Consider the following 25,642-nt stretch of genomic DNA (forward strand, 5'->3'; position numbering starts at 1 on the left):
GACAGGGAAGCAGTACTTTCTAATGGAAGGCGAATAGGACGGATCTGTTTCCGGCACGGCTCGCTGCCCGATGAAATCTCGGCGGTAAGCTTGATGCCGCACGCGGTTTCTTGCGGCTTTGCAGACGGACCGATATAATAAGTTCATTGAGCCCGAATCGACGAAATCTACGGAAAATCTGCACTCGAAGCTATAGATATTGAACGAAAGAACATAACGGGCGGAGCGGAAGAAGCGTTGGCGGTCGAAAAACAAGGGAAGGTACTCGGTTCACCGCCAAAGACAGCGTATTAGGAGGCCAATCAATGGACGAATTCGCTAGCATCCGTCATTGGACGGATGGCCGGCAGGCTGCGGAGCGGCAGCGGGCGCAGGGCGTCGTCATCGGGATCGGCGACGACGCTGCCGTTGTGGAAGCGCCGCCGGGCGAGAGCGGCGCGCTGCAGTGGCTGCTGGCGGTCGACACGATGGTGGAGACCGTCCATTTCAATTCGGCGACGATGAGCGAAGCCGACGTCGGCTGGAAAGCCCTCGCCGCGAACGTGAGCGATCTCGCGGCGATGGGCGGCGTGCCCCGGCATGCGCTCGTCTCGGTGAGCGTGCCGCGGTCTTGGGAGCCGGCTCGTATGCGCCGGCTCTATGATGGGCTGTACGCGTGCGCCGAGCATTACGGCGTCGCGGTAATCGGCGGCGACACGACCTCGTCGCCGGCGCAGCTCGTTGTGGCCGTGACGGCGGTGGGCACCGTCGGCGCCGGCAAGGCGATTAGCCGGGCGGGCGCGAAGCCCGGCGACATCGTGTTCGTGACCGGGCCGGTCGGCATGTCCGCGGCCGGTCTGCATTGGCTGCTCGCCGCGGGACAAAGCGGCGATGAAGCGGTGCCGCTTGCCGCGGCGCAAGCGGCCGGAACGGCGTCGCTCGTGCAGGCGCACCGCCGGCCGTCGCCATCGGTGCGCGCGGCTCAGCTGCTGGCCGCCCGCGGCACGGTGACGTCGCTGAACGACGTCAGCGACGGTCTCGCAAGCGAGGCGTGGGAAATCGCGGGCGCCTCTTCGGTGAAGCTGGCGCTGCGGAAATCGCAGCTCCCCGTCAGCGGGAGCCTTGCCGCTTATGCGCACAGCTGCGGGCTCGACCCGCTTGATTGGCTGCTGTATGGCGGGGAGGATTATGTGCTTCTTGGCACCATCAGCGCAGAGGATGCGGCGCCGGCCAAATCGGCAATGGCTGCTGAAGGCATGCCGATGTATCTCATCGGGTCCGTAGAGCCTGGCGAACCCGGAGTGGATTTGATCCGTACGGCTGACGGATCAGGCGGCGGTGCGGGCAGGCCGAAAGAGCGGCGGGAGCCGATCCGGCCGAAGGGATACAATCATTTTGCATAGGGTGGAATGACGATGAATCAAACGGGACAGGCTGTCTGGATGGCGGCGACCGAGCAGGATACCGTCCGTCTGGCGGATCTGCTCGCTTCCTGGGCGGAGCCGGGGACAGTGCTTGCGCTGGATGGCGATTTGGGGGCGGGCAAGACGAGATTCTCGCAGGCATTCGCCCGGGGAATAGGCGTGAACGCTGTCGTGAATAGCCCTACGTTTACTATTATTAAAGAATATGAGGGCGAGCGATTGCCCTTCTATCATATGGATGTATACCGGCTCTCGCAGGATGAAGCGGACGAGCTGGGGCTCGATGAGTACTTTTTTGGCGAAGGCGTTACGATTGTAGAATGGGCCAGCCTGATCCGGGATCTGCTCCCGCCGCAGCGGCTGGAGCTATATATTGAGCACCTCGGCGGCGAAGCGCGCCGCATTACATTAACGGGTATTGGAGTCCCCTATGCCGCGTGGTGTGAGCAACTCGGAAGAATGGGAGTCGACGGGAAATGAACGATCAACAGGAGAACACGCGCGAGAACGGTTATTCCGTCTCTGGCGGGAAAGACTCGCACGCGGAAACTTCCGCCGGAGCGGCCGGGAAGCCCATTATACTTGCGGTCGATACTTCGACGGCTTTGCTGGCGATGGCGCTTGTACGCGGGGAGGAAACGCTTGGCAGCGTGCAATCGATGGCGGAGCGCAACCACTCTGTATATACGGTGACGAAGCTGAAGTCGCTGCTCGATGATTGCGGGGTTACGCCGGAGCAGCTCGGAGGAATTGCAATCGGCCGGGGTCCGGGATCTTACACCGGCATGCGGATAGCCGTCTCTGTAGGCAAAACGCTCGCCTGGGTCTGGAAAAAGCCGCTTATCGGCGTCTCTAGTCTAGAAGCGCTCGCTTTCGGATCGATGCAGCCCGGTGCCGGAGCAGTGGATTGGTACGTCCCGCTTATGGATGCGCGGCGCGGCCAGGTTTATACGGCTTTGTTCGCTGCTTCAGAGAACGGCGGATGGACGAGACTGGCGGAAGACGGCGTTCGGCTTATGAAGGACTGGGTCGATGTTCTTGCCGATCGGGTTCATGCAGCCGCTGAGCGAAGCGAGGCTCCGGAACGCATATGGTTTGTCGGGGATTTGTCGCTGCACGAAGCGGAGGCTCTGCGATTGCAGGAATGTCTTGGAGCGAAGCCCGCCGCAGACGGGAGTCCGGCATCCGGCTCCGACAGCGGTAATGCCTGTGGGACTGCTGCGTTGTGCGATGTCCGCTTGCTTCCATCCGTCATGGAAGGGCGGGCCGTCGCTGTTCTTGGTGCGCAGCGCTTGGCCAATGGGGAGGGCGACGATGTCCATACCTTCGTGCCGAACTATACGCAGCTGACGGAAGCGGAAGTGAAGCTGCAAGCCAAATCGCGGGAAAAAGAAGGTGAACGCAGTGGAAGCGACCGATAAGGAACGGCTCGTGTTTCGTGCGATGACGCTCACGGACATTCCGCAGATTGTAGCCATAGAGCAGGAAGCATTCACGGGTCCTTGGACGGCGGAAGCTTTCGTGAATGAGTTGACGAACAATCATTTCGCCCGGTACATGGTCATGGTCCACGATGACGAAGTCATCGGCTACGGCGGGATGTGGACGATTATGGACGAGGCGCATATTACGAACATCGCCATCCGCTACGATTACCGGGGGCAGGGACTCGGCAAGCGGCTGCTGACGGAATTGCAGCAAACGGCGGTTTTCTTCGGCGCGTCCCGCATGACGCTGGAAGTGCGGGTAAGCAATGAGATTGCGCAGCGGTTGTACCGCAAGCTGGGTTTCGAGCCGGCCGGCGTGCGGCCGGGCTATTATACGGATAATCAAGAGGATGCCCTGATCATGTGGGCGGAGCTGGATTCTGCGAGGACGGAGAGCAACGATGAATACGAATGAACTGATACTGGCCGTCGAGACGAGCTGCGACGAAACGGCAGTCGCCGTCATCCGCGGCGGCCGCGAAATAGTAAGCAACTTCATATCCAGCCAAATCGAGACGCATGAACGGTTTGGCGGTGTGGTCCCGGAGATCGCTTCCCGTAAGCATGTCGAGTCGATCACGCTCATTATGGAGCAGGCCATGGCTGAAGCGGGAGCTTCTTTCCGGGATCTGTCCGCCATAGCCGTCACCCAAGGGCCGGGACTCGTGGGCGCGCTTCTCGTCGGCATTATGGCGGCCAAAAGCTTGGCGATGGCGCTTGATCTGCCGCTCATCGGCACTCACCATATTGCCGGCCATATCTATGCGAACCGGCTTGTGCATGACATCGTCTATCCGAGCGTAGCGCTGGTCGTCTCAGGCGGTCATACGGAGCTTGTCGTGCTGGAGAGCGAAGGGGTGTTCCGTATTATTGGACGAACCCGGGATGACGCGGTTGGCGAAGCGTACGACAAGGTGGCGAGATCGCTGCAATTTCCTTACCCCGGAGGTCCGCATGTCGACAAGCTTGCGCTCGAGGCGGAAGAGGAGATCGTGCTGCCGCGCGCCTGGCTGGAGCCGGATTCCTTCGACTTCAGCTTCAGCGGGCTGAAATCCGCCGTGCTGGCATCGATCAACCAGTCCAGGATGAAGGGCGAGCCCCTGAAGGCCGAGGCGTTAGCGCGCGGCTTTCAAGCGTCGGTCATCGACGTGCTGGTGACGAAGGCTCTGCGTGCGGTACAGGCTGTTGGCGCCAAGCAGCTGCTGCTCTGCGGCGGGGTAGCGGCCAATCGCGGGCTGCGCGCGGCTTTGGCTGCGCGCTGCGAAGCCGAAGGCGTGCCGCTGCTCATACCGCCACATTCCTTATGCACGGATAATGCGGCGATGATCGGGGCCGCCGCCCATCTGAAGTGGAAGCATGGCGAGTTCACTCCGCTTGACATGAAGGCGGAGCCGGGTTTGTCTCTGGAGCAGTGGTCGGTGCGCGGCTAAAACCATCCCGCGAAAAAAAAATTTTTTTAGAATTGACAGACGATTTGCAATAAGCATATAATAAGCAACAACACAACACATCCTGCTGGCAAGCGACCTCTATCAGGGATACGCAATGCCGGCTATACTTCTCAAACGCGAAGAACAGGAACAGTAAGGTGTAAGCCGGGAACATGGCAGCTGCAGCGAACGCGCGGCTGGCCAATTAGAGAGCTGCGGGCAGGTGCAACGCAGTCGAAGGCAGCCTGAAGCTCACCTGGGAGCGGAATGACGGAGAGCGCATGATGATCGGCCGAAGGCCAAGGTCGTCATCGTGGCAGGTACGTCATAACGGCTAACCCCCGTAATCGGGTGTACGACCGGCGATTTCTAGAGTCGGCGGCCGTGCATAAAGGTGGGCATTCCTCGTTACGAAGTGAATGAGAGATGTCAACAAGGGTGGTACCGCGCGGGCTAACACAGTCTGTCGTCTCTTGAATTAGAGACGGCAGGCTTTTTTTGTTGCCTGAAACGCGTGTGTTAGAGTCGCAAGACATGAAGCAAAGTCTAAGCAGTGGAGACCTCACATAGGCTAAATCAAAACGAAGCAGAACTGAACATAGATCAAACGCTATGAACAGGAGCAGTAGGAACGATCCGGGAAAACATGCGATGCCAGCGCGGGGAACAGTATACGCCGCGGAGTCATCGCACAGAGAGCTGCGGGGTGGTGCGACGCAGCCGAACGGAAGTCCGAACTCGCCTGGAAGCGGACCGGAGGAAAATGGGACATAAGCTGCTGCTATTGCGGCTCATGTCATCCATCGTACCCCGGAACGGCTGACCTCCGTCATCGGGTGCAACCAAGATGCGCATAGCCCGGTTGGGCCGTGCAGCCTTGCGGGTTTCGCAAGGAGGGACATGACGCGCATCCGGTTGCATAAGCGGGCTTTGGACCTTTGACGGTTCGGGCAACGAGAGTGGTACCGCGGCACGCCTTGAAAAGCCTGTCGTCTCTTGAATCATACAAGAGACGGCAGGCTTTTTGTCGTGAAAGGACAGACGTCCGATGTTTGCAAGTTAAGCAGTTCAATACCATATCCATATCCTTTAGGAGGTTGACCATTATGACGGTTAATAACAACGTGAACAATCAAGCAGATACGCCAAAGCGCATTCGCATATTCGATACGACGCTTCGTGACGGGGAGCAATCGCCCGGCGCATCGTTGGAGCCGGAGCAGAAAATCGTGATCGCCCGCCAGCTCGCCAAGCTTGGCATTGATGTGATCGAGCCGGGCTTCGCGATCTCAAGCCCTGGAGATTTTGCGGCGGTGCAGCAAATCTCGCGCGAGCTGCAGAACGTGGAGATTGCCGGCTTCGCCCGGGCGGTGAAGGTCGACATCGATGCAGCGGTCAAAGCAACCCGGGATGCCGCGCGGAGAAGGCTTCACCTGTTCATCTCCTCCTCGGACATTCATCTGGACTTCCAGCTGCGCAAGTCGCGCGAGCAGGTCGTGCAGATCGCGCGCGAAATGGTGGCCTACGGCAAGCAATTCGTAGACGAAATTGAATTCTCGGCGATGGACGCCAGCCGCTCGGGGCGCGAGTTCGTCATCGAGATGGTGGAAGCCGTCATTGCCGAGGGCGCCACGATTATTAACCTGCCGGATACGCTCGGTTATGCGATGCCGGAAGAGTACGGGGAGATGTTCCGGGTCGTCAGGCAGCAGGCTCGCGGCGGCGACAAAGTAAGCTACAGCGCTCACTGCCATAACGACTTGGGGCTTGCGGTGGCGAACAGTCTGGCGGCGATCCGCGCCGGCGCTACGCAAATCGAGGTCACGGTGAACGGCATTGGCGAACGTGCGGGCAACTGCTCGCTCGAGGAGCTGGTCATGGCGATTGAAACGAGGAAGTCGGCGATTGGCGCGGAGACGGGCATCGTGGCGAGCGAAATCTACGAGACTTCCCGTATGGTCAGCCGCGCGATGAATTTCCCGATCGCGTACAACAAGCCGATCGTCGGCCGCAACGCCTTTCAGCATGAATCGGGCATTCATCAAGACGGCTTGCTTAAGAACCGTAATACCTACGAGATTATGGATCCCGAAGCGATGGGCATTCCGCGCGACATGATTGTACTCGGCAAGCATTCCGGCCGTCATGCCATCAAGCATCGTCTGAACGAATATGGCGTTAAGCTGGACGACACTCAATTGAATGATGTGTACGACCGGTTTATTGCAAAGGCCGACGAGCTGAAGCTCGTACCGGATAACGTATTGATCCGTCTGGCCAGCGAGACGACGGAACAGCAGCAGGATCCGTATTCGCTGATCGATCTGCAGGTGCTGGCCGGGACACAGCGCTCCCGCATTGCATCCGTAACGATCCGCGAGCGCGATTCCCAGCAGGAGCAAACGTATACCGGATCGGGGACAGGACCGCTGGAAGCCGTTATCCACTGTATCCAGCAGGCGATACCGGCGGCGGGGGAGTTCGAGGATCTGGAGCTGCACTCGTTATCCACAGGAGAGGATGCGCGAGGCGAAGCCGTGGTCAGCATTGTGCACAATAATGAACGATACCGCGGCACGGCGATTCACAATGACATTATACTGGCCGCAGCTCAGGCGTATGTGGCGGCTTGCAATCAACAGCTGATGAGCTCGCAGGCGCGGAAAACCACTCCGTCGGCGTTTAACAAAGATATCGTGTAAAATTTCACGTCGAACGGCTGATCCATGCGGATCAGCCGTTCGACATAACGGGAGGAGGATGCGTGGTGGATCATGTCGTGAAATACTATGAAATATTTGACGAATGGGGCAGACTGGACCGGGAGCCCGTGGAATTTATCGTTAACGCCGCGCATATCCGGCAGCATCTGCCATCCAGCGGCCGAATAGCCGATATCGGCGGCGGACCCGGCAAGTATTCGCTTGCCTTGGCCGAGGCGGGCTATGAAGTAACGCTGATCGATCTGGTCCCCAGACTGGTCGAGCAGGCGCGCAGCAGGGCTGCCGAGCTGCAGCTGGATCAGCGGTTCGTGGGCTTTCATGTCGCGGACGCCAGAGATCTCGGGCAATGGCCGGATGAACATTTTGACGCCTGCCTCCTGTTGGGTCCGCTGTATCATCTGCAGAATAAGGAAGATCGGATAAGAGCGGCGGCCGAAATGAACCGGGTCACGAAGAAGGGCGGACTTGTATTCGCTGCGTTTATGAGCAGAATCCGGCATTTGACGACGTCCATTCTGTACCCGCAAGCGTGGAAGCCCAATCATACAATAGAAGGGATCGATTCATTTCTTGAGTCGGGGATATTCGATCATCATGACGAAGGCCGGTTTACGGGCGCTTATTTTGCTGAAATCGAGGAAATCGAGCCGTTCATGCAGAGCTCAGGCTTCGCATGCGAGAAGCTTATCGCTTCCGGAAGTATAGCGGGCGGCATGACCGTGGAGCAGTGGGATTATTGGCGCATGCAGGGTGACGATGTATACCGGAAAGTGATTGAGAGAATTGTAACAGCCGCGGAAAGTCCTTATATTCTGGGGGCTTCCTCTCATATCATGTATATAGGCAGGAAAATGGAAGCGGTATGACAATGCAATTATCCACAGGGTTATGAACAACTCCGGACGCAAATGTGCATAAACACGCGAATGTCAAGGAAACCGGGCATTTACAATGTGTACAAATATGGGATAAGTTTTTCACAGGTCGTCTGTGGATAATGTGGATAATGGGTGTAAATAAGTCGCTTATCTATCCACATGTATGAACGGGAAGTAAAAATAGCCGGGAAATCTGAATGGAACCCATGACCTTAGTGCCAGAATTGCGTAACAATTCACGATTCGCTGTGGATAACACTGTGGACAACGTGGATAGTTTGAAAATAGTCGATTACGCCTTCGACAACGGACTTCATGGCATCCATGTCGAATTCGACAGATGGACCTCAATTCGCCAGCGCCGCATTCATGTTTACAACGATAAGTGATTATCCTTTCGCGCCACGCCCTGTTCCTGTCTCGCGGTGTGAAAGCTGACCGACTCGGTTGGCCGCATGCAAGCATGAAGGATTGAAACATCTTGAAATGAGATCCGATTGTTATTTCGAATTCGACACCCGCACAGTACCAACAAGCGAACGGACATGAAATCCTTTATTTGTATCATTAAAGGGAATATTGCGGGTGTTGCGGACATGTAAGCCGTTATATGAGCCCAAACTCTCCCAAATGGATGGATCTCATGTCCATAAAGAATCTGGTGTCCGCAACCATCGTAAATCGGCTAATAGATCGCGAATAACGCATCCTATGTCCAGAATATAGCTCAGCAGCTCCGCTTGGTCTCGTTCATGACCGTTACTTGAAACGTTCCTGCTGATCAAACAAAGGAAGAAGCTGCAAGCCACCCTCTAAGCAGCTGAAGCCTCGACTTGCCAGGCTCTACGCTCCCTTGGAGCAACCGGCCGAAGGCTGGAGGGCGGGAACGCAACAAAACCGAACCGGGCAGGTCCGGTTCGGTTTTGTATGGCTTCTATGGAGCAGCCAATCTAAGCAAGCATCGTCTCCCAGGCCGAATAGGCGGTTTGAAGCTCTTGTTTATAGCTGTCGATCTCGGCTTGAATGGATTGGATCCGCACATAATCATTGTATACATCCGGATCCGTCAACTGTTCCTCAAGAACGGCAATTTCACCTTCCAGCCGGGCAATATCCTGCTCCAGCTGTTCCAGCTTGCGCTGCCGGTTCCGTTCGTCGCGTTTCGCCTGTTTGTCGGCTTCATACGTCGAAGTAACGGAAGTTTCAACAACGACGGTTGTTTTCCCCGTTTTTCCTTGAGTCTGGGTTAAGGCTTCCATCTTCAATTCTTCGTTTTCACGTTTTTTCTCGATCATTTCGTCATAATTTCCCAGGAAATGATGCGTCCCATTCGGTGTCAGTTCGACAATGCGTTCCGCCATCTTGTTTAAGAAGTAACGGTCATGCGAAATGAACAATAATGTACCGTCATAATCGAGCAAAGCGGATTCGAGCACCTCTTTACTATATAAATCCAGATGGTTGGTCGGCTCGTCCAGTATAAGCATGTTCGCGCGGGCAAGCATCAGCTTGGATAAGGAAACGCGGGCCTTCTCGCCGCCGCTGAGCGAGGAGATCCGCTTCTGAACGTCGTCGCCGCTAAATAGAAAGTTGCCGAGCACGGTCCGAATGCGTGCTTCCTCCAGATGAGGGTAGGCGTTCCAAACCTCGCTTAATACGGTATTCGACGGGTTTAGACCGGTATGCTCCTGATCGTAGTAACCGATCTTCACATTCGTGCCCCAGCGAATCAAGCCGTCCAGGACGGGCTGATCGCCGACAAGCGCTTTGAGCAGCGTCGATTTGCCGATGCCGTTCGGTCCGATAAGCGCTACATTCTCGCTTCGTTCGAGCCGGAATGTCACATTGCGGAAGAGCGGCTCCTTCTTCTCGTCAAATTGAATCGACAGCTCCTTGACATCCAGGACGTCGTTGCCGGTTTGACGGTCGATCTCGAAGGAGAAATAAGCCTTCTTCAAATCGCCGAGCGGCTTGTCGATGCGCTCCAGCTTGTCGAGCGCTTTGCGCCGGCTCTGTGCCCGTTTCGTCGTCGAAGCACGGACGAGATTGCGCTGAATGAAATCCTCCATCCGGCTGATTTCGTCCTGCTGCTTCTCGTACATTTTCATCTGGGATTCGTATTCAGCCGCTTTCAAGTCGATATACCGGCTGTAATTACCGGTGTATCTCTTGGCCGTATGGCGCTCGATCTCGACGATCGTCTGTACAACCGCATCCAGGAAATACCGGTCATGGGAGACGACCAGAATACCGCCGGAATAGCTGCGCAAATAATCTTCAAGCCAGGTAAGCGTCGCGATATCCAGGTAGTTGGTCGGTTCGTCGAGCATGAGCAAATCGGGCGCTTGCAGCAGAATGCGGGCAAGGGCGAGCCGTGTCTTCTGACCGCCGCTCAAGGTCGATACAACGGTATCCATCGGGAAGCTGCCGAAGTTCATCCCATGAAGCACGCTGCGGATTTTCGTTTCGATCTCAAAGCCGCCTTTCTCCCGGAACCAGTCGGATAACCGGGCATAACGATCTAACGTATCCGCATACGCCTTGTCATCCTCTTGAAGGGCAGGGTCCGCAATTTTGTGCTCCAATGAACGCAGCTCGGCCTCGGCGTCGAGCAGATGCGCGAATACGGCTCGCATCTCCTCCTCTATGGTGCGGTCGGATTGAAGTCCGCTCGTCTGGGCCAAATAACCGATCGTCGTTTCCTTTGCTTTATAGATCGTGCCCGAATCGGCAGACATCTCGCCTGCGATAATCCGCAGCAGCGTCGATTTGCCTGCGCCGTTAACGCCTACGAGACCGACCCGCTCGCGCGGCTGGATTTGAAAGGTGATGGAAGAGAGAATCGGCTGAGCGCCGTAGCTTTTGGATAAATCCGATACTTGCAGTAGCATAACAACATCAAACCTCCGGCTAACAAGTCTGGCGATGGGCTTAGCATCTTGCTATTAGTTTACAGAAAGATACGCGAAACGACAATGCTGCCAGGCGAGCTTATTGGTCTGTCTAACCATTGGCGAAATCTGGGCAACAGTGGTAAACTAATTAAACAATGAAGCGCTTATAGAAAGGCATGTCGTCGAGATGGGACAGTTCAGTGGACCGAATTCCAACATGGAACGAAAGAAACAACGGAGAAACGCCGCCGCTGCGCGCCGCGATTCGCTTCCGGAGCAGCAGCGCAAGACATGGTCCGAGGCGGCCTGCGAAGCGGCAGTAAGCTGGCTGGAGCATCATCGTACGGCAAGCTTCATGGTCTACGTGTCATTTCGCACGGAGCTGGACACTAGTCTGCTGATTGAATGGGGATGGCAAAGCGGTCTGAACGTGATCGTTCCGCGCTGCATACCCCAAGACCGCTCCATGGAGCTGTTTGCGATTCGCGATTGGCGGGAACTGAAGCCGGGCGCTTATGGAATTCTAGAGCCTGATCCAACGAAGGCTATTAGGCTTGATATAGATAAGGAAATGCCTGAGGCCGTATTCGTACCCGGGCTTGCATTTGATCGAAGCGGAGGCAGATTGGGTTATGGCGGCGGTTACTATGACCGCTTCCGCGATCGGTTGGCCGCATCCGCCGCGAATGCGGGCGGAGCCTTTCCCCCGTGGATCGGACTCGGTTATGAAGCGCAATGGGTCGAAGCCGTCCCGATGGAGATTCATGATGCACGGGTTAGCGCGGTCATCACGGAGCAAGGCATATATAATACTGGGGCAGTGTAACCGATATTCTCATTACGATCGTAAAGGAGCCGATTATGGAGCTGACGCATTTCAACGAACAGGGCAGGGCGCGTATGGTGGATGTCACAGGCAAAGAGGTAACGGCAAGAACCGCTACAGCTTCTACAACGGTTAAGATGGCTCCCGGAACGCTTGCCCGCATTAAAGCAGGAACGATTAGTAAGGGCGATGTGCTGGCAGTTGCCCAGGTTGCCGGCATTATGGCAGCCAAGAAGACGTCGGACTGGATTCCGATGTGCCATCCGCTGCCGCTGACCGGAGTCAATCTTGAATTTAACGATAATGATGCTGATGAGCTTTATATAGAAGGAACTGTGAAGACGACAGGAAAAACCGGCGTCGAGATGGAAGCTCTAACCGCGGTAACGGCGGCAGCGCTTACCGTCTATGATATGTGCAAGGCGCTGCAGAAGGACATTGTCATCGGGCCGACACAGCTGGTGTCAAAAACGGGGGGCAAGAGCGGCGATTATAAGCTCCAGGAATAGCGATAATTATCGTAGGCGATTGGGGGAGAGTTCATGCAGTGGAAAGTGGCCGTGCTTACGGCAAGCGACAAAGGCTCGCGGGGCGAACGCGAAGATACGAGCGCTCAAGTTATCCGGGAATTAGTGGAGGAGGAGCTCGGCGGCGAGATTGTCGACTATCGCATCGTGCCTGATGAGCAGGATGAAATTATGGCGGCGCTTATTGAAATGACGGATTACTACAAGGCCGACCTCGTCGTGACGACGGGCGGCACTGGGCTGGCCATGCGCGACTTGACGCCGGAAGCGACGTTGAAGGTCATCGATCGCGTTGTTCCGGGGCTTGCAGAAGCCATGCGTATGGGCGCTATGCAGAAGACGAGGCAAGCGATGCTCTCCCGCGGCGTTTGCGGAATCCGAGGGCGGACGCTCATTGTGAATTTGCCGGGAAGTCCGAAGGGCGTTCATGAGAATTTAATGGCCATTATGGATCAACTGCCGCATGCGCTCGCTATTCTATCCGGTCAGATGGGGGAGCATAACGCATGAGTGAGCAAAGGAGCGGCACCGTTCTGAAGGAAGTGCCGGTGGGCGAAGCGGTCGGGCTTCGCCTGGCGCATGATTTGACGCAAATCGTGCCCGGCCAATTCAAAGGACGGTTGTTTAAAAAAGGCCACGTGATCACGGAAGCCGACATCCCGAAGCTGCTTGATATCGGCAAGGAGCACATCTATATCATGGAGCTGGGAGAAGGCGAGCTCCATGAGGATCATGCTGCAGAACGGATGGCGGCTGCTTTGCAGGGAGAGGGTACGAGACTGACGGAGCCTCATGAAGGCAAAGTAGCCATCAAATCCGACCTGGCCGTGCCGGGCTTGGCTCAGATTGACGAGACGCTTGTTCACAGCATAAATGAAATCGGCGAGATCGCGCTTGCTACGTTAAAGACCCATTCGGTTGTCATGCCCGGCGGGCAGCTTGCAGCTACGCGCGTCATTCCGCTTGTCGTTTCGGAAGAGAAGATTAAGCGGGTGGAATCGCTCATTGACAGCTATCGGGAGCTGCATGGCGGCGGGCCCCTTCGCGTAAGGCCGCTGCGCAAGCTTCGCGCCGGGCTGCTGACGACAGGCGGAGAAGTATATTCTGGCAGGATTGAAGATAAGTTCGGTCCGGCGGTACGCCGAATCGTGGAATCGTACGGATCCGAGGTGGCGGAGCAGCGCTTCGCGCCGGATGATCGCCATATTATTGTGAAAGAAATCCATTCCTTGCTTGGGCAAGGATATGATATGATATTGGTTACAGGCGGTATGTCTGTGGACCCGGATGATCGCACGCCGGCCGCCATCAAGGAGGCAGGGGCGGACATTGTCAGCTACGGCACACCGATGCTGCCTGGATCGATGCTTCTGATGGGCTACATCGACAATGTGCCTATTATGGGACTGCCCGGCTGCGTCATGCACGATCCGTATACCTCATTCAACGTGCTGCTGCCGCGCATACTGGCAGGCGACACGATAACGAGAGCGGATATTGTTCATATGGGCTATGGCGGGCTTCACGGTTGTTAATCAACTAAATACTGTACGACATTAGATGCTTGAAAGAGTAAGCTTAGCCGCTGAACGACGGACGTACAGCTTATTATTGACCAATATTCAGTCGATGGGAGGTAGAAGAGATGCTAGGAGGCATAGGTGTTACAGGTTTTATTCTCATTGTACTGGTTGCGCTGCTGTTATTCGGACCGAATAAGCTTCCAGAGCTTGGCCGGGCATTCGGCCGGACGCTGAAGGAGTTTAAGGCAGGAGCGAAGGATCTGATGGACGATGACAATCAGGATCGCAATCAAGCGACCCGGGTTGAAGTGAATCGTAAGAACGACGATCATGCGGACACGAAGCGGCTCCCGGAGTAATCGGGGATCGCTTTTTTTGTGGACTGAGCTTAAGATAAAGGGGAAGAAACGAACGAACTGCCGCAGCTAGGCAAGCAGGAAAGGAGGAAGAGGTACAATGAGCGAATCCGAAGAGAAGGCTTATTCACGCGAAGAGCTGGCGATGACCTTATTCGAGCATGTCGGCGAGTTTCGTCGCAGATTGATTTGGGTTCTCGTCGTGCTCGTGCTCGGCATGATCATCGGGCTGTTTCTGGCAGACCCGGCCTACGACTATTTAATGAAGCAGGAGCCGGTAGCCGGTCTTCCTCTACATGCATTCTCGCTCTGGGACGGGATCAGCATGTATATGAAATTTGCGCTTGTCATCGCGCTTATACTCGTCATACCGGTTGCTTTCTATCAGATGTGGGCATTTGTCAAACCGGCTTTGCGCGTGAATGAGCAGCGGGCTGCGCTCGGCTTCGTGCCGATGGCGCTTGTGCTCTTTTTACTGGGCCTGTCCTTCTCCTATTTTATCGTGTTTCCGATGGCGTTTGAATTCACAACGGGCGTGGCTAGGCATCTGGATCTGGAGGAAACGTACGGGATTACGCAATATTTTACCTTCATGTTCAATATCCTGATCCCGATTTCACTGCTCTTCGAGCTGCCGATCGTCATTATGTTCTTGACGAAGCTGCGGATATTGACGCCAATCCGGCTGCGCAAGATGCGCCGAATCGCCTATTTAATTCTCATCATTATCGGGACGATGATTACCCCTCCGGATTTCATCTCCGACCTGCTCGTAGCCGTGCCGCTGATTTTGCTGTATGAGGTCAGTCTTCTGCTGTCAGGGGTCGTGTACCGGAAACAGCTGAAGGCGGATGCGGCCTGGGAAGAAGAGTTTGCGAAGGGCAGCATCTAGCAGAGTGTATAGGCAACGGAATAACCCTTCTTGAGAGGCTGTCTTGTGTGAATACAGGGCGGCCTCTTTGCTGTTTCTTGAGCTTGTAGAAAAATGTCGAGCCGTCATCGGTCTTCGAATCCTGATAGACAGCTGTCAGGATGGCATAGTTATACTGGATGCGACGATGACAATGGAGAGGGGAAGAAGAGTGGCTGTGGCAGCTGCTCGTGCGGTTGCCCGATTATATTATCGGTACCGCCTTTCAAGCCGCGCAAGCGAATGCCGCCAAGAAGAAGACGCTGGATTCCATTCGCCGGGTAACCATGAACAACCGTTGTGAGGGATTGTCGGTGCAAATGCTTCATGTTGGCCCCTACGCTGCAGAGCCGGAGACGCTGGCGGCCCTTCATATGTATATGAAGGAACATAGCCTGATCCAGAATGGGCTGCATCACGAAATATATGTATCCGATCCTCGCAAGACGGCGCCGTCTAAGTTAAGGACGATTCTCCGCCTCCCGGTTATGCCTATCAATCCGGTTAGAGGGACAAACGGTAAAAATCATGTTAAAAACGTTCGAACCACTTGAAATTGGAATGCAAAATCGGTATTATTAGAAATGGTTATTAGCACTTAACAGTTGCGAGTGCTAATAAAAACAATTTCAGCAACTTAAATCAAAAGGAGGCTATTTTCATGATCAGACCTTTGGGTGAACGCGTATTGATTGAACCGATTGCGAAAGAAGAAACAACAGCCAGCGGCATCGTACTGCCGGATTCGGCGAAAGAAAAGCCGCAAGAAGGCAAAGTTGTTGCAGTAGGCAGCGGCACGCTCAAGGACGGCGTACGCATTGCGCTTGAAGTGAAGGAAGGCGACCGCGTATTGTTCTCTAAATATGCCGGAACCGAAGTCAAATATGAAGGCAAAGAGCTTTTGATTATGAAAGAAAGCGACATTCACGCGATCCTGGGATAATCGTCTCCCGTGATACGACATACATGGCACGCTCCTATTTAAGCTTTCGATAGCAAGTTTTCGTATGTATATACTTACAACATTTTAGGAGGTAATTGAACATGGCTAAAGAAATCAAATTTGGCGAAGACGCTCGCCGCGCAATGCTTCGCGGTGTCGATGCTCTTGCTAATGCTGTTAAAGTTACACTTGGTCCAAAAGGCCGCAACGTGGTGCTTGAGAAGAAATTCGGCAGCCCGCTGATCACGAACGACGGCGTTTCCATCGCGAAGGAAATCGAGCTGGAAGACGCATTCGAGAATATGGGCGCACAGCTTGTTAAAGAAGTTGCGACCAAAACGAACGATGTTGCCGGTGACGGTACGACGACAGCTACGGTTCTTGCGCAAGCGATGATCCGTGAAGGTCTGAAGAACGTAACGGCGGGCGCTAACCCTATGGTTATCCGCAAAGGCATCGAAAAAGCGGTTCGCGCAGCAGTTGAAGAGCTGAAAGCAATCGCGAAGCCGATCGAAGGCAAGCAATCGATCGCACAAGTTGCTTCCATCTCGGCATCGGACGACGAAGTCGGCCAACTGATTGCAGAAGCAATGGAAAAAGTGGGCAACGACGGCGTTATCACCGTTGAAGAGTCCAAAGGATTTGCAACGGAGCTTGAAGTGGTTGAAGGCATGCAGTTTGACCGCGGCTACGTTTCCCCTTACATGATTACCGATACGGACAAAATGGAAGCCGTATTGGACAACCCGTACATTCTCATCACAGACAAGAAGATCTCGAACATTCAAGAGATTCTGCCTGTACTGGAGAAAGTCGTACAATCCGGCAAGCAGCTTCTGATCATCGCAGAAGACATCGAAGGCGAAGCGCAAGCGACGATTATCGTGAACAAGCTGCGCGGCACGTTCACATGCGTTGCTGTCAAAGCTCCAGGCTTCGGCGACCGTCGTAAAGCGATGCTGCAAGATATCGCTGCATTGACTGGCGGCCAAGTGATCACGGAAGAGCTCGGCCTTGAGCTGAAATCGACGACGGTTGAGCAGCTCGGTTCCGCTCGCCAAGTTCGTATCACGAAAGAAAACACGATCATCGTTGACGGCAGCGGCGACAAAGCGGACATCACGGCACGCGTTAACCAAATCCGCACGCAGCTGGAAGACACGACGTCCGACTTCGATCGCGAGAAGCTGCAAGAGCGTCTGGCGAAGCTTGCTGGCGGCGTAGCCGTTATCAAGGTTGGCGCAGCGACGGAAACCGAATTGAAAGAGCGCAAGCTGCGCATCGAAGATGCCCTGAACTCCACCCGTGCAGCGGTTGAAGAAGGCATCGTATCCGGTGGCGGTACGGCACTCGTGAACGTATTCAAAGCCGTTGCGGCAGTTCAAGCGAACGGCGACGAGCAAACAGGCGTGAACATCGTGCTTCGCGCGTTGGAAGAGCCTGTTCGTACGATCGCAGCGAATGCGGGCCAAGAAGGCTCCGTAATCGTAGAGCGTCTGAAGAAAGAAGAAATCGGCATCGGCTACAACGCTGCTTCCGGCGAGTGGGTAAACATGTTTGAAGCAGGTATCGTTGACCCTGCGAAAGTAACGCGTTCTGCACTTCAGAATGCAGCTTCCGTAGCGGCTATGTTCCTGACAACCGAATCGGTTGTTGCCGACAAGCCTGAGAAAGATAAGCCAGCTATGCCTGACATGGGCGGCATGGGCGGAATGGGCGGCATGATGTAATAAAGACTGAAACCCCTTGATATCAAGGGGTTTCTTCTTTGTTATAAGGCTATTTGGTCATTATTTGGTCATCATGCTCCTGGAGTTGGTCATCTTGGTCATCATGAAGTGATGTTGTTCATGAGTTGACCGAACTTCCTTGATGCCTCTTTTTTCCGATCTTTTGTGACGTGAAGATAAACGCTTTTGGTTATATCGTCATTTTTATGTCCTAACCGTTCCATGATCTCTTCTAGGCCAGCCCCAGCCTCCGCGAGTAGCGAGGTATGCGTATGCCTCAGAGAGTGGGGTGTCAAAGCCGTATTCAGTTCAGCCAGTTTTAAAAGTCGAGTCATGTGATTCTGTACGGTTTTAACAAATATCGGATATCCTGGATGCTTACCGGTCATCGTGAAAATAAAATCCTCGTCAAAATACCGGTCACGCATCGCCATCCTAAATATCCGCTGCTGAGCGCGGTGTTTGATCAGTTCATCGAGTACGATCGGCTCTAAATCGATTTCTCGTTTGGAGCTTTTGGTCTTAGGTGGTACGAGCGTGAATTTTACAGCATTATTCAATGGGTTGTAATATGTCTTTGTGATTTTGACGGTGCCTCTATCAAAATCGATGTCAGACCATTTCAACACTACCATTTCGCCAACACGCATACCACTATACGCAAGCATCAAGAACATAGTATAATCTAAATCATAACCGTGATCTCGAGCTGTCCTTAAGAATAAGGAGAGCTCTTCTTTTTCTAGGTACTTCGGAATTTCATCTTCGCTTTCCAATTCCTCGACAGTCTTCTGTGGTCGTGTGACCTTCGCAAACTCCGTAGGATCTATTTTAATCATGTCAAACTCTTTTGCCTTGGAAAAGATCATCCGTGCGGTACCATGAACGCCTGAGACGGTGGTGTATGCGTATCCGTTCACGGTTTCTTTTTTCATCTCCCGCGGACGGACCATTAAATCGTCGAGTGCTTCCTGGTATGCCTTTTTTGTTATGTCCTTCAGCTTTGCGTTCTCGAAATAGATGTTGAGCAATTTGATCTCTTTCTCGCGCACACGTTTTGTACCTATCTTCACACCCTTATAATGCTGCTGCAGCCAATCTTGGGCAAAGACCCCGAATGTCATTTCGGTTTCCTTGACGAATGTTCCTTGAGCAAGTTCATGTTCAAGGGCTGTCGCCGCGGCTTGCGCTTCTTTTTTGGTTTTGCCTCCAACTCTCCGGAGCTGCTTCAACTTCCCGGTGACCGGATCTCGACCAAGAGAAATAGTGAAGTACCACTTCTCACCGCGCTTCTCGAAGTATGCCATTTTGTTCACCTCCCCGATGCAACTATTATAGGCTTGTCCATATAAATAGAAAACCCCCATATGCTGGGGGCGTGATATAATATGGACAAGTACATAGAAGGCTTGCAAGGGCGGTAGGCTAATCTCCCGGAAGGGAGGTGATGCCATGGAGGTATACCAAACATTGACGCTGATGATTTCATTCGCGACGTTGGTTGTGTTGATACTTTCTTTCCACAAAAGGAAATGACCGCCCCTGCCTAGGATGACGGTCATTTCATGATCACACATATCCGATAGCCAACCGCCCTTTAAAGCGGCTGTGTGCCCGGGTCGTAGATGTTACAGCATCTGCGGCCCTTTATTAGTTTAATCTTATCATAGGGGTTTTAGACGTGTAAATATAGGGGCAAACAAAATGCATGTAAACTTGAGATTCAGGCAGCTTCTCCTTTCAAAAATGATATCACATACTTGGCCGCCTCTTTTTCTCCATATTTATTTAATATTAGACAAGCGATTGCCATTTGAGGTGTAAGGGGTTCGTTCGAAACTCGAATCAAGACAGTTTGAATATCAGTTTCAGATGCGCGAGGGTAAAGCGATCTTATATGTCTTTCGAGAAGCTGGTAGTAGAATTCACCTTGGTTATCTTGAATAAACTGCATCATTTCAGTTGCTGTATCATAGTTGTGATTTCCTATATAACCGTAAAGGAGTTGTCTGCAAGCATTTACAGTATCAAATTCACGTTGTTCAACTGCTGCTAATCCTGCTTCCCTACCGGCTATTCCTGCGTACATGAGCATAGCTCGGTGATGAATCCTTCTCCACGGAGATCCGTTCCATCTGAAAAATCTATAAACCATTAACACTATAAAAAAATAAAAAGACGATGCAGATAGCCAGAACAACCAACCTGAAGATACACGATAAAAATAAAAAAGTACAAGAGCTATAATAACAGAGTACCAGCCGAATCCAGCCATCCAATACAGACGACTCGTGTTTACTTTTATCACAGGGAAAGAAACCCCTTCCACTTTCCCCATCGGCTGGGGAACTTGCTGCCTAACTCCAAGAAAATAATTCAAATCTATTTATGGCTAAGATATCTTCGATATTAGTCATATGAATATGGAATTTACGTATTTCAAAGAGTGAATAAGGGAATTCGCCGCGGCCCCTCATTTGGTTCACTCTTTTCTTTACTGCCGGTAAATAAATACCAATGTGATCCGGTTTGTTGTAATTTATGCAAAGTTCACCGAACGATATCGATAAGCTCAAGACTTCTTCAGAAACATCCTCAGGCGTAATGCGTCTGAAAGGCCCTTGTACAGGAAAATAGTGAATTGTATTGTTCCAATTAATATCATCAATTCGTAATGTCAAGGTCGTGGGGACGAAACCATGATCCATATCTTCGATGTAGTAAACAGAAATCATACGTCGACAGTATAGCTTTTAACTTGTCCTTGTATTTGTATCTCGTCCAATCTGTATGTTTTTGGACGTACCAGTTTATTTGCTGCCACTAATATAATGTTGTCCCCGTCATAAAATACTCGTTTCAATGTAGCTTCTTCATCGTCGCATAGTACTACGCCAATTTTCCCGTTCTCAATAAACCCTTGCTTTCTAACAAGAACACGACTTCCCTCAATAATGCCATCTTCGATCATTGAGTCGCCTTTGACGATGAGATAGAAGTATTCTCCGTCCTGAACATCACTTTGGGATACGTATTCGTACCCAATAATATCCTGTTTAGCCAAGGAGTTGTATCCCGCCTTTATCTCGCCATAGATAGGTATTTGAACCAGGTTGCTGGCATCATAAGGAATAAGATTATCCGATTTCTTCTTACTCTCGACTCCATGATCAATATATCCAGCCAGACGCATTAACTCGGCATATTCCATTTTCAATCCCTTTGATAATTTCTCAATCGTCTCAGGCTTGGGATTGCCTCTATGACCATTTTCCAATTTCGAAATTAAAGCAGGACTAACTCCTGAATATAATGCAAGTTGGTTTACTGCGAGACCTCGCTTCTCTCTCAATTCACGCAGCACCTCACCAAATGATCGCAATTTCAAATGCACCTCCATTACAGCCATACCTTCTTTCTCAGTGTACTATTGTCATTGACAAAAATAAATTAGTTTCAAAATTAGTGTTGACATAAGTATATATGCGGGTTATTATGTACTTAAGTCAATGACAAAAGTACACGAAACGAGGTGATTTAGTTGAACGAGGTTAAAATTGTATTGAATCGTGATTATATTATGAAAGAGATGAAACGCCGCGGAATCCAGTCGTTTAATGAACTGGCGAGACAAATAGGGATATCTGAATCAATGTTCAATTTGTTAATGCGTGGCAAGAGGAATCCGGGATCAAAAGTAATCGGCTTAATGCTTTCGTATTTTAATGTAAACTTCGAAAAAATTTTTACTGAGCAATTGACAAAAGTACACAGAAGCGCTTGATGAGTTTATTTTATCATACCAATCAAAATTCGAAAGGGTGTGTAAACATGCAATTATTTCAATTCGAAGGGAATCAACTTCGTACAGTCGATAAGGACGGCGAACCGTGGTTTGTACTTAAGGACGCATGTGGGGTACTTGATCTTGCGCATCGCGTTGTAAGGCAAAGGCTTTCTGATGACGTATGTTCAACATACGCCATCCCTGATTCACTTGGCCGACCGCAAGACACGACTATCATCAACGAAGATGGCTTATACGATGTCATCCTCGAAAGCCGGAAGCCGGAAGCAAAAGCATTCCGAAAGTGGATTACCAGTGAAGTCATCCCATCCATTCGCAAGCACGGCGCATACATGACACCGGAGACAATCGAAAAGACGCTGTTCGATCCAGATTACATCATTAAGTTAGCAACCCACCTTAAAGCCGAATCCGCAAGAGCGGACGCTGCGCAACTTCAGTTAGATATGCAAAGGCCAATGGTCGTGTTCGCTGAATCGCTCCAAGTATCGGAAGATTCGATTCTAGTTGGTGAGCTGGCGAAGCTTCTTAAACAGAACGGGATCGATATTGGAGGCACTCGATTGTTCCGCATTCTACGAGAAGAAGGGTATCTCATGGGTCGCGGCGAGCAATACAACCTCCCCACGCAAAGATCGATGGATCTCGGCATCATGGAAATTAAAGTAGGAACTCGAATGGGCTCAGATGGAACGAGCAAGCCGACAAGAACCCCGAAGATAACCGGGAAGGGTCAGATTTACTTCGTGAATAAATTCAAGAACAAGGAAGGGACAGCATGAGGAAAGTTACCGGAATGTTTGTAACCATTGAAGAGATCCCCAATACGGACCTTGTGGAACTTATCGTAGTTGCAAGCGATGACCATGGAGACATATTTGTCACCAAAGGTTTTGATACAATCGATGATTGCTATGAATACGCAAGAATTTTCGCTAAAGGCATCGGCTTGTCAGAAGAAAACATTGATGGAGATGTATTCGATAGGCCGAAGCTCACGCTGGTCAAGTAAGAAATAATCAAGGAGGAACGAACATGGAAAAAGATCAACTCCCTGAACGTCTCCGCAACATACCCGGTCTTCGAAGGGTCACCGGAGAACGTGTCGTAGTTCACCTGAAGGAACAAAAGATGAAAACGTTCGAATCAATCTTCATCCCGATTATCGAGCAAGAAGAATTCCGCAAGGACACTTCATCCAAGGAGGACTCCAAATGAGCGACGAACAATATCCACCTCTCTTAACCGCCAAGCATGTAGCTCAGATATGCTCCTGTCACATCAATACAGCCTACGAAATCATGAAGCAACCGCACAGACCGGTATGGAAGCAGGGGAAGATGGTCCGTTTGTTGAGGGACGATTTCTTAGAACAACTAAAACAGGAATCAAAGAGAGGAGCATAACCCATGAGCATAGCCCAACGTGACCTGAGTCGCATCAGCACAGCAGAATACTTCCGGGCCTCCCTTAAACGAGGTAACGTACCGGAGGATGACCAAAAGGACCTGTTGCTCTCCCATGTATCCACGTATACCGACATCACGATCAAGGACGGCATGGAGCCGACGTTAGAGGGCTTTTTAACGGCCCACGATGAATGGGATCACGAAGACCTGTACGACACGATAGAAGCTGAAATCAATCGAGTATCGGCCATGAGCCGGAAAGGAGCGATGTGAAATGATCGGTAAGGCGAGTGAGATAAAGATAAGAAATTTTGAATATCTCAATGAATACGAAGAGTGGACGGAAAACAATCCAGATGCCGAGATTATTGACTTTAAGTTCCAAGCAGAACATAGCGGTTCTATTCTGCTTGTCATCTACAAGGAGGACCCAAGCCATGCTACTAATCGATAACCCCATGCTTAAGCCGGCACCCCGGTACGACTTCGAACTTGCCTATCGTATCGTCGGCAAAGGCTGCGGCTGCGGCCAGATCGCGAAATACATGGTGTACGAGGACGAGAATGAGCAGGCCCATTGCCAAAAGTGCATGCTGGAAGCCGTTGATTGCGCTGAATATGTTCAAGTGAGGAGACTGTAACGATGGAGAAGGTGAAATTGCCGCGTGAGGTGGCGGAGGCTATTGAAAGTCTTAAGCAGAGTTGTGCTTACCCTATCAGGGCTGTAATGGATATTATCTACAGCCAAGATTATGCTGGCGAGCAGTTTGCGATTAAAAATTATTGTGAAAGCGATCGTTCAAGGAGAATCGGATACATCGTCTCAGCCCTTGTCAACGGCTGTGAAGTAGAGGAAACGCCGGAAGATAAGGTGAGGAACAAATATATTAGTCGCCATGGCGATTATAGTTCGAGTAATATCGGCTACCTACAAGGGATCATATTCACGCTTAATACTCTTAATATCGAAATCGAAGGAGTGAACGCCTAATGCTTACCGCAGCATCACCAACCGTTGAATACTACGTGCAAGCCACGAACGGCCGGACCTTCATATGGTCCGCAACCGATCTAGAGGATCTGATCCGGCAGCTAGTCGAGAGAGGAGTCTATGCAAGTCGTATCCTGCCATATGGGGAGTATGAGGCAGAACAGGAAATCCAGCATGAGCAAGAACGGCTGCAGCGTGAACATATCGAGGAGATTGAGAAGGGAGAAGAGGCGGCATGAGTGATAAATACTTTTACATCGCTGTACCAGAAGGACAGTTTCAAGAAGCAAAACACGCATTTTACGAAGCGCCATCAAGTTATCTGAAAGTATATAACGGTGATCATATTCGACAACTTGAGGTCCAAATAACAGAACTTCAAAATCTCGCAGAAGAACGGGGAAAGGCGCTGGAATTTTACGCGGATAAAGAAAATTGGGAGTTACCTTCATTCGGTCGCGGTCATTCGCCGGTTGTAAGTGATAGAGGACAAAGCGCCCGCCAAGCCCTCGGCAAGGAGGAATCCGCATGACCAACTACAGCTGCATGTGCCAATACTGCGTAGAAGCTCGATGGCTGAAGAAGCGGAAGCCGAAGGGATCGCGCCGAATGTTCATTATCCTTCGCCGGCATCACGCGATCGAGAAGGCGAAGGAGGTGAGCGCGTGACACTCGAGATTGTAAAACGCTGGGCTGAAGAACGTAACCTGACCTACGCGGAAGCATTGAAGGAAATAGAACAACTTATGAATTATGCACCAAGACATGAAAAAGGCCCCTTTGCAGAGGGACCAGTTCAAAACAATACTTACGATCCATTTTAACACAGGGTGATGGATATGGAAACATGGACAGCATTAGTCCTTCGCCATAAGCCCACAGGATTATACTACGGCAGAGATTTGGAACGAACCAAGTCTCTCCGTAAGGCATGGCGATGGTATGACGAGGAGCAGCTTAGTGTCTGGCTCAATGCGAGTATTTATGTACCGGAACAACCGGAGCAATACGAACCGGTTTCGATTCGAATAGCAATGGAGGAGGAATGACCATGTGCAAGATGAGTCCAACTATCGGGAATATCGCGATGGCCCTGGTAAAGTTCAACGGCGAAGTTGAAACGATCACCAAGGACGCGAAAAACCCTCATTTCAAGAATAAATACGCCTCACTCGACAACATCATCGAAGAGATCCGCCCGGTCCTTTCGAAACACGGAATCACGGTGATGCAAATCCCATCCGGCGACGGCGAGACGGTCAGCATGAAGACGATGTTGCTGCATGAATCCGGCGAATGGATGGAGTCTGAACCGCTGGTCATGCGTCCGGTCAAGAACGATCCTCAAGGCGTGGGGAGCTGCATCACATACGCCCGGCGATATAGCCTCTGTTCGATGCTCTCGCTATCCACTGGAGAGGACGACGACGGAAACCATGCTTCACAGCCTCAGAGAGCCGCACAGAGCGCGCCACAGGGGACAACGCATCAACCTAGCGGACAACGTCCACCAGCGTCTACAGGGCAATCTAATGCGCCACACAGCTTTAAGCGAGACGTTTACAACCTTCGCGAATCACTCTTTATGAATTGGAACGAATTGCAAAGCTTTTCCGAACGAGTTTTAGGCCGGAAGATCAACGGTAAAATCACTGCGCTACAGGATGAAAAGGAATGGGAGCTCATCGCAAAAGAGTTGAAGACTTATCAGCATCAGCCTGCCGGAGTGTGATGAGACTCGTAAAAATTACCCGTTAAAAATAAAAATATATCAGAGTGTACGACCGTTGAAAGTTGGGCGTCA

Annotated in this window: 36 protein-coding genes; 32 read left to right on the forward strand and 4 right to left on the reverse strand. The window is 52.0% G+C overall.

The features are described 5' to 3' along the window. Positions 1-305: 305 nt before the first annotated feature. From thiL to L1F29_RS04785, 7 genes are all read left to right on the forward strand, one after another. A complete protein-coding gene (thiL, locus tag L1F29_RS04755; RefSeq protein ID WP_258387220.1) occupies positions 306-1,382 on the forward strand; it encodes a thiamine-phosphate kinase in 1,077 nt (358 codons plus the stop codon). 12 nt (positions 1,383-1,394) lie between these two features. Further along, positions 1,395-1,883 (forward strand): tRNA (adenosine(37)-N6)-threonylcarbamoyltransferase complex ATPase subunit type 1 TsaE, encoded by a 489-nt coding sequence (gene tsaE / locus L1F29_RS04760; protein ID WP_258387221.1) that lies wholly within the window; start codon positions 1,395-1,397, stop codon positions 1,881-1,883. Then, positions 1,880-2,824 carry a tRNA (adenosine(37)-N6)-threonylcarbamoyltransferase complex dimerization subunit type 1 TsaB gene (tsaB, locus tag L1F29_RS04765; RefSeq protein WP_258387222.1) on the forward strand — a complete coding sequence of 315 codons (945 nt, stop codon included), beginning with the start codon at positions 1,880-1,882 and terminating at the stop codon, positions 2,822-2,824. Before tsaE ends, tsaB begins: the two co-directional genes overlap by 4 nt. A gap of 22 nt (positions 2,825-2,846) precedes the next feature. Beyond that, positions 2,847-3,305 (forward strand): ribosomal protein S18-alanine N-acetyltransferase, encoded by a 459-nt coding sequence (rimI, locus tag L1F29_RS04770; protein ID WP_258389610.1) that lies wholly within the window; start codon positions 2,847-2,849, stop codon positions 3,303-3,305. Continuing rightward, positions 3,292-4,320 carry a tRNA (adenosine(37)-N6)-threonylcarbamoyltransferase complex transferase subunit TsaD gene (tsaD, locus tag L1F29_RS04775; protein ID WP_258387223.1) on the forward strand — a complete coding sequence of 343 codons (1,029 nt, stop codon included), beginning with the start codon at positions 3,292-3,294 and terminating at the stop codon, positions 4,318-4,320. Before rimI ends, tsaD begins: the two co-directional genes overlap by 14 nt. A 1,106-nt stretch (positions 4,321-5,426) precedes the next feature. Further along, on the forward strand, positions 5,427-7,022 hold the full coding sequence (locus L1F29_RS04780; RefSeq protein WP_258387224.1) for a 2-isopropylmalate synthase: 1,596 nt from the start codon (positions 5,427-5,429) through the stop codon (positions 7,020-7,022). Between the two features lie 65 nt (positions 7,023-7,087). Then, complete coding sequence (locus tag L1F29_RS04785; RefSeq protein ID WP_258387225.1) at positions 7,088-7,909, forward strand: class I SAM-dependent methyltransferase; 822 nt, start codon at positions 7,088-7,090, stop codon at positions 7,907-7,909. 962 nt (positions 7,910-8,871) lie between these two features. Here the strand turns inward: L1F29_RS04785 and L1F29_RS04790 are convergent. Continuing rightward, positions 8,872-10,812 (reverse strand): ABC-F family ATP-binding cassette domain-containing protein, encoded by a 1,941-nt coding sequence (locus L1F29_RS04790; RefSeq protein ID WP_258387226.1) that lies wholly within the window; start codon positions 10,810-10,812, stop codon positions 8,872-8,874. A 220-nt stretch (positions 10,813-11,032) separates the two neighbouring features. Between L1F29_RS04790 and L1F29_RS04795 the strand changes: the two genes are divergently transcribed. The 9 genes from L1F29_RS04795 to groL all read left to right on the forward strand — a co-directional run bounded on the left by L1F29_RS04795 (position 11,033) and on the right by groL (position 17,630). Then, the gene (locus L1F29_RS04795; protein WP_258387227.1) at positions 11,033-11,641 is read left to right on the forward strand and encodes a 5-formyltetrahydrofolate cyclo-ligase; all 609 of its coding nucleotides are present in this window, start codon (positions 11,033-11,035) and stop codon (positions 11,639-11,641) included. A gap of 35 nt (positions 11,642-11,676) precedes the next feature. Then, positions 11,677-12,150, forward strand: coding sequence for a cyclic pyranopterin monophosphate synthase MoaC (moaC, locus tag L1F29_RS04800; RefSeq protein ID WP_309252379.1), 474 nt, complete (start codon positions 11,677-11,679; stop codon positions 12,148-12,150). Positions 12,151-12,183: 33 nt separating this feature from the next. After that, entirely contained in the window at positions 12,184-12,678 is a 495-nt protein-coding gene (locus L1F29_RS04805; protein ID WP_258387228.1) for a MogA/MoaB family molybdenum cofactor biosynthesis protein, read from the forward strand. After that, positions 12,675-13,703 carry a molybdopterin-binding protein gene (locus L1F29_RS04810; RefSeq protein WP_258387229.1) on the forward strand — a complete coding sequence of 343 codons (1,029 nt, stop codon included), beginning with the start codon at positions 12,675-12,677 and terminating at the stop codon, positions 13,701-13,703. The genes L1F29_RS04805 and L1F29_RS04810 overlap by 4 nt, the downstream gene beginning before the upstream one ends. Positions 13,704-13,813: 110 nt before the next feature. Then, the gene (locus L1F29_RS04815; protein WP_258387230.1) at positions 13,814-14,050 is read left to right on the forward strand and encodes a twin-arginine translocase TatA/TatE family subunit; all 237 of its coding nucleotides are present in this window, start codon (positions 13,814-13,816) and stop codon (positions 14,048-14,050) included. Between the two features lie 97 nt (positions 14,051-14,147). Continuing rightward, a complete protein-coding gene (tatC, locus tag L1F29_RS04820) occupies positions 14,148-14,939 on the forward strand; it encodes a twin-arginine translocase subunit TatC (RefSeq protein ID WP_258387231.1) in 792 nt (263 codons plus the stop codon). A gap of 215 nt (positions 14,940-15,154) precedes the next feature. After that, positions 15,155-15,511: a GyrI-like domain-containing protein gene (locus L1F29_RS04825; RefSeq protein WP_258387232.1), complete on the forward strand. Its 357-nt coding sequence runs from the start codon at positions 15,155-15,157 to the stop codon at positions 15,509-15,511. Between the two features lie 107 nt (positions 15,512-15,618). Next, the gene (gene groES, locus L1F29_RS04830; RefSeq protein WP_204821517.1) at positions 15,619-15,900 is read left to right on the forward strand and encodes a co-chaperone GroES; all 282 of its coding nucleotides are present in this window, start codon (positions 15,619-15,621) and stop codon (positions 15,898-15,900) included. A 101-nt stretch (positions 15,901-16,001) separates the two neighbouring features. Continuing rightward, positions 16,002-17,630 (forward strand): chaperonin GroEL, encoded by a 1,629-nt coding sequence (gene groL, locus L1F29_RS04835; RefSeq protein WP_258387233.1) that lies wholly within the window; start codon positions 16,002-16,004, stop codon positions 17,628-17,630. A gap of 101 nt (positions 17,631-17,731) precedes the next feature. Here the strand turns inward: groL and L1F29_RS04840 are convergent, their stop codons facing one another. Then, positions 17,732-19,084, reverse strand: coding sequence for a site-specific integrase (locus L1F29_RS04840; protein ID WP_373876526.1), 1,353 nt, complete (start codon positions 19,082-19,084; stop codon positions 17,732-17,734). A 25-nt stretch (positions 19,085-19,109) separates the two neighbouring features. On the opposite strand from L1F29_RS04840, the gene L1F29_RS34340 reads away from it, so the two are divergent. Next, positions 19,110-19,166: a hypothetical protein gene (locus tag L1F29_RS34340; RefSeq protein WP_373876527.1), complete on the forward strand. Its 57-nt coding sequence runs from the start codon at positions 19,110-19,112 to the stop codon at positions 19,164-19,166. Between the two features lie 187 nt (positions 19,167-19,353). Here L1F29_RS34340 and L1F29_RS04845 read toward each other — a convergent pair whose 3' ends face one another. Both L1F29_RS04845 and L1F29_RS34175 read right to left on the reverse strand, forming a co-directional pair. Beyond that, complete coding sequence (locus tag L1F29_RS04845; protein ID WP_258387235.1) at positions 19,354-19,938, reverse strand: hypothetical protein; 585 nt, start codon at positions 19,936-19,938, stop codon at positions 19,354-19,356. 423 nt (positions 19,939-20,361) lie between these two features. Then, positions 20,362-21,030: a LexA family protein gene (locus tag L1F29_RS34175; RefSeq protein WP_309252380.1), complete on the reverse strand. Its 669-nt coding sequence runs from the start codon at positions 21,028-21,030 to the stop codon at positions 20,362-20,364. A gap of 141 nt (positions 21,031-21,171) precedes the next feature. On the opposite strand from L1F29_RS34175, the gene L1F29_RS04860 reads away from it, so the two are divergent. From L1F29_RS04860 to L1F29_RS04930, 15 genes are read left to right on the forward strand one after another with little or no spacing between them, the layout of a single operon-like run. Next, complete coding sequence (locus tag L1F29_RS04860) at positions 21,172-21,414, forward strand: helix-turn-helix domain-containing protein (RefSeq protein WP_258387236.1); 243 nt, start codon at positions 21,172-21,174, stop codon at positions 21,412-21,414. A 47-nt stretch (positions 21,415-21,461) separates the two neighbouring features. Continuing rightward, on the forward strand, positions 21,462-22,220 hold the full coding sequence (locus L1F29_RS04865; protein ID WP_258387237.1) for a phage antirepressor: 759 nt from the start codon (positions 21,462-21,464) through the stop codon (positions 22,218-22,220). Beyond that, positions 22,217-22,450 (forward strand): hypothetical protein, encoded by a 234-nt coding sequence (locus tag L1F29_RS04870; protein WP_258387238.1) that lies wholly within the window; start codon positions 22,217-22,219, stop codon positions 22,448-22,450. The genes L1F29_RS04865 and L1F29_RS04870 overlap by 4 nt, the downstream gene beginning before the upstream one ends. A gap of 23 nt (positions 22,451-22,473) precedes the next feature. After that, complete coding sequence (locus L1F29_RS04875) at positions 22,474-22,656, forward strand: hypothetical protein (protein WP_258387239.1); 183 nt, start codon at positions 22,474-22,476, stop codon at positions 22,654-22,656. Then, the gene (locus L1F29_RS04880) at positions 22,653-22,844 is read left to right on the forward strand and encodes a helix-turn-helix domain-containing protein (protein ID WP_258387240.1); all 192 of its coding nucleotides are present in this window, start codon (positions 22,653-22,655) and stop codon (positions 22,842-22,844) included. Before L1F29_RS04875 ends, L1F29_RS04880 begins: the two co-directional genes overlap by 4 nt. A gap of 3 nt (positions 22,845-22,847) precedes the next feature. After that, the gene (locus L1F29_RS04885; RefSeq protein WP_258387241.1) at positions 22,848-23,120 is read left to right on the forward strand and encodes a hypothetical protein; all 273 of its coding nucleotides are present in this window, start codon (positions 22,848-22,850) and stop codon (positions 23,118-23,120) included. 1 nt (position 23,121) lies between these two features. After that, the gene (locus L1F29_RS04890) at positions 23,122-23,301 is read left to right on the forward strand and encodes a hypothetical protein (protein WP_258387242.1); all 180 of its coding nucleotides are present in this window, start codon (positions 23,122-23,124) and stop codon (positions 23,299-23,301) included. Beyond that, complete coding sequence (locus L1F29_RS04895; RefSeq protein WP_258387243.1) at positions 23,285-23,488, forward strand: hypothetical protein; 204 nt, start codon at positions 23,285-23,287, stop codon at positions 23,486-23,488. The genes L1F29_RS04890 and L1F29_RS04895 overlap by 17 nt, the downstream gene beginning before the upstream one ends. A gap of 2 nt (positions 23,489-23,490) precedes the next feature. Further along, the gene (locus L1F29_RS04900) at positions 23,491-23,838 is read left to right on the forward strand and encodes a hypothetical protein (RefSeq protein ID WP_258387244.1); all 348 of its coding nucleotides are present in this window, start codon (positions 23,491-23,493) and stop codon (positions 23,836-23,838) included. Next, a complete protein-coding gene (locus L1F29_RS04905; protein ID WP_258387245.1) occupies positions 23,838-24,077 on the forward strand; it encodes a hypothetical protein in 240 nt (79 codons plus the stop codon). Before L1F29_RS04900 ends, L1F29_RS04905 begins: the two co-directional genes overlap by 1 nt. Then, the gene (locus tag L1F29_RS04910) at positions 24,074-24,370 is read left to right on the forward strand and encodes a hypothetical protein (RefSeq protein ID WP_258387246.1); all 297 of its coding nucleotides are present in this window, start codon (positions 24,074-24,076) and stop codon (positions 24,368-24,370) included. The genes L1F29_RS04905 and L1F29_RS04910 overlap by 4 nt, the downstream gene beginning before the upstream one ends. Then, complete coding sequence (locus tag L1F29_RS04915) at positions 24,367-24,507, forward strand: hypothetical protein (RefSeq protein ID WP_258387247.1); 141 nt, start codon at positions 24,367-24,369, stop codon at positions 24,505-24,507. Before L1F29_RS04910 ends, L1F29_RS04915 begins: the two co-directional genes overlap by 4 nt. Next, the gene (locus tag L1F29_RS04920; protein ID WP_258387248.1) at positions 24,504-24,662 is read left to right on the forward strand and encodes a hypothetical protein; all 159 of its coding nucleotides are present in this window, start codon (positions 24,504-24,506) and stop codon (positions 24,660-24,662) included. The genes L1F29_RS04915 and L1F29_RS04920 overlap by 4 nt, the downstream gene beginning before the upstream one ends. A gap of 15 nt (positions 24,663-24,677) precedes the next feature. Next, complete coding sequence (locus L1F29_RS04925; RefSeq protein WP_258387249.1) at positions 24,678-24,887, forward strand: hypothetical protein; 210 nt, start codon at positions 24,678-24,680, stop codon at positions 24,885-24,887. 2 nt (positions 24,888-24,889) lie between these two features. Further along, the gene (locus L1F29_RS04930; protein WP_258387250.1) at positions 24,890-25,570 is read left to right on the forward strand and encodes an ERF family protein; all 681 of its coding nucleotides are present in this window, start codon (positions 24,890-24,892) and stop codon (positions 25,568-25,570) included. Positions 25,571-25,642 lie beyond the last annotated feature (72 nt).

Origin of the sequence: Paenibacillus spongiae (assembly GCF_024734895.1) — a bacterium.
Classification (GTDB): domain Bacteria; phylum Bacillota; class Bacilli; order Paenibacillales; family Paenibacillaceae; genus Paenibacillus_Z; species Paenibacillus_Z spongiae.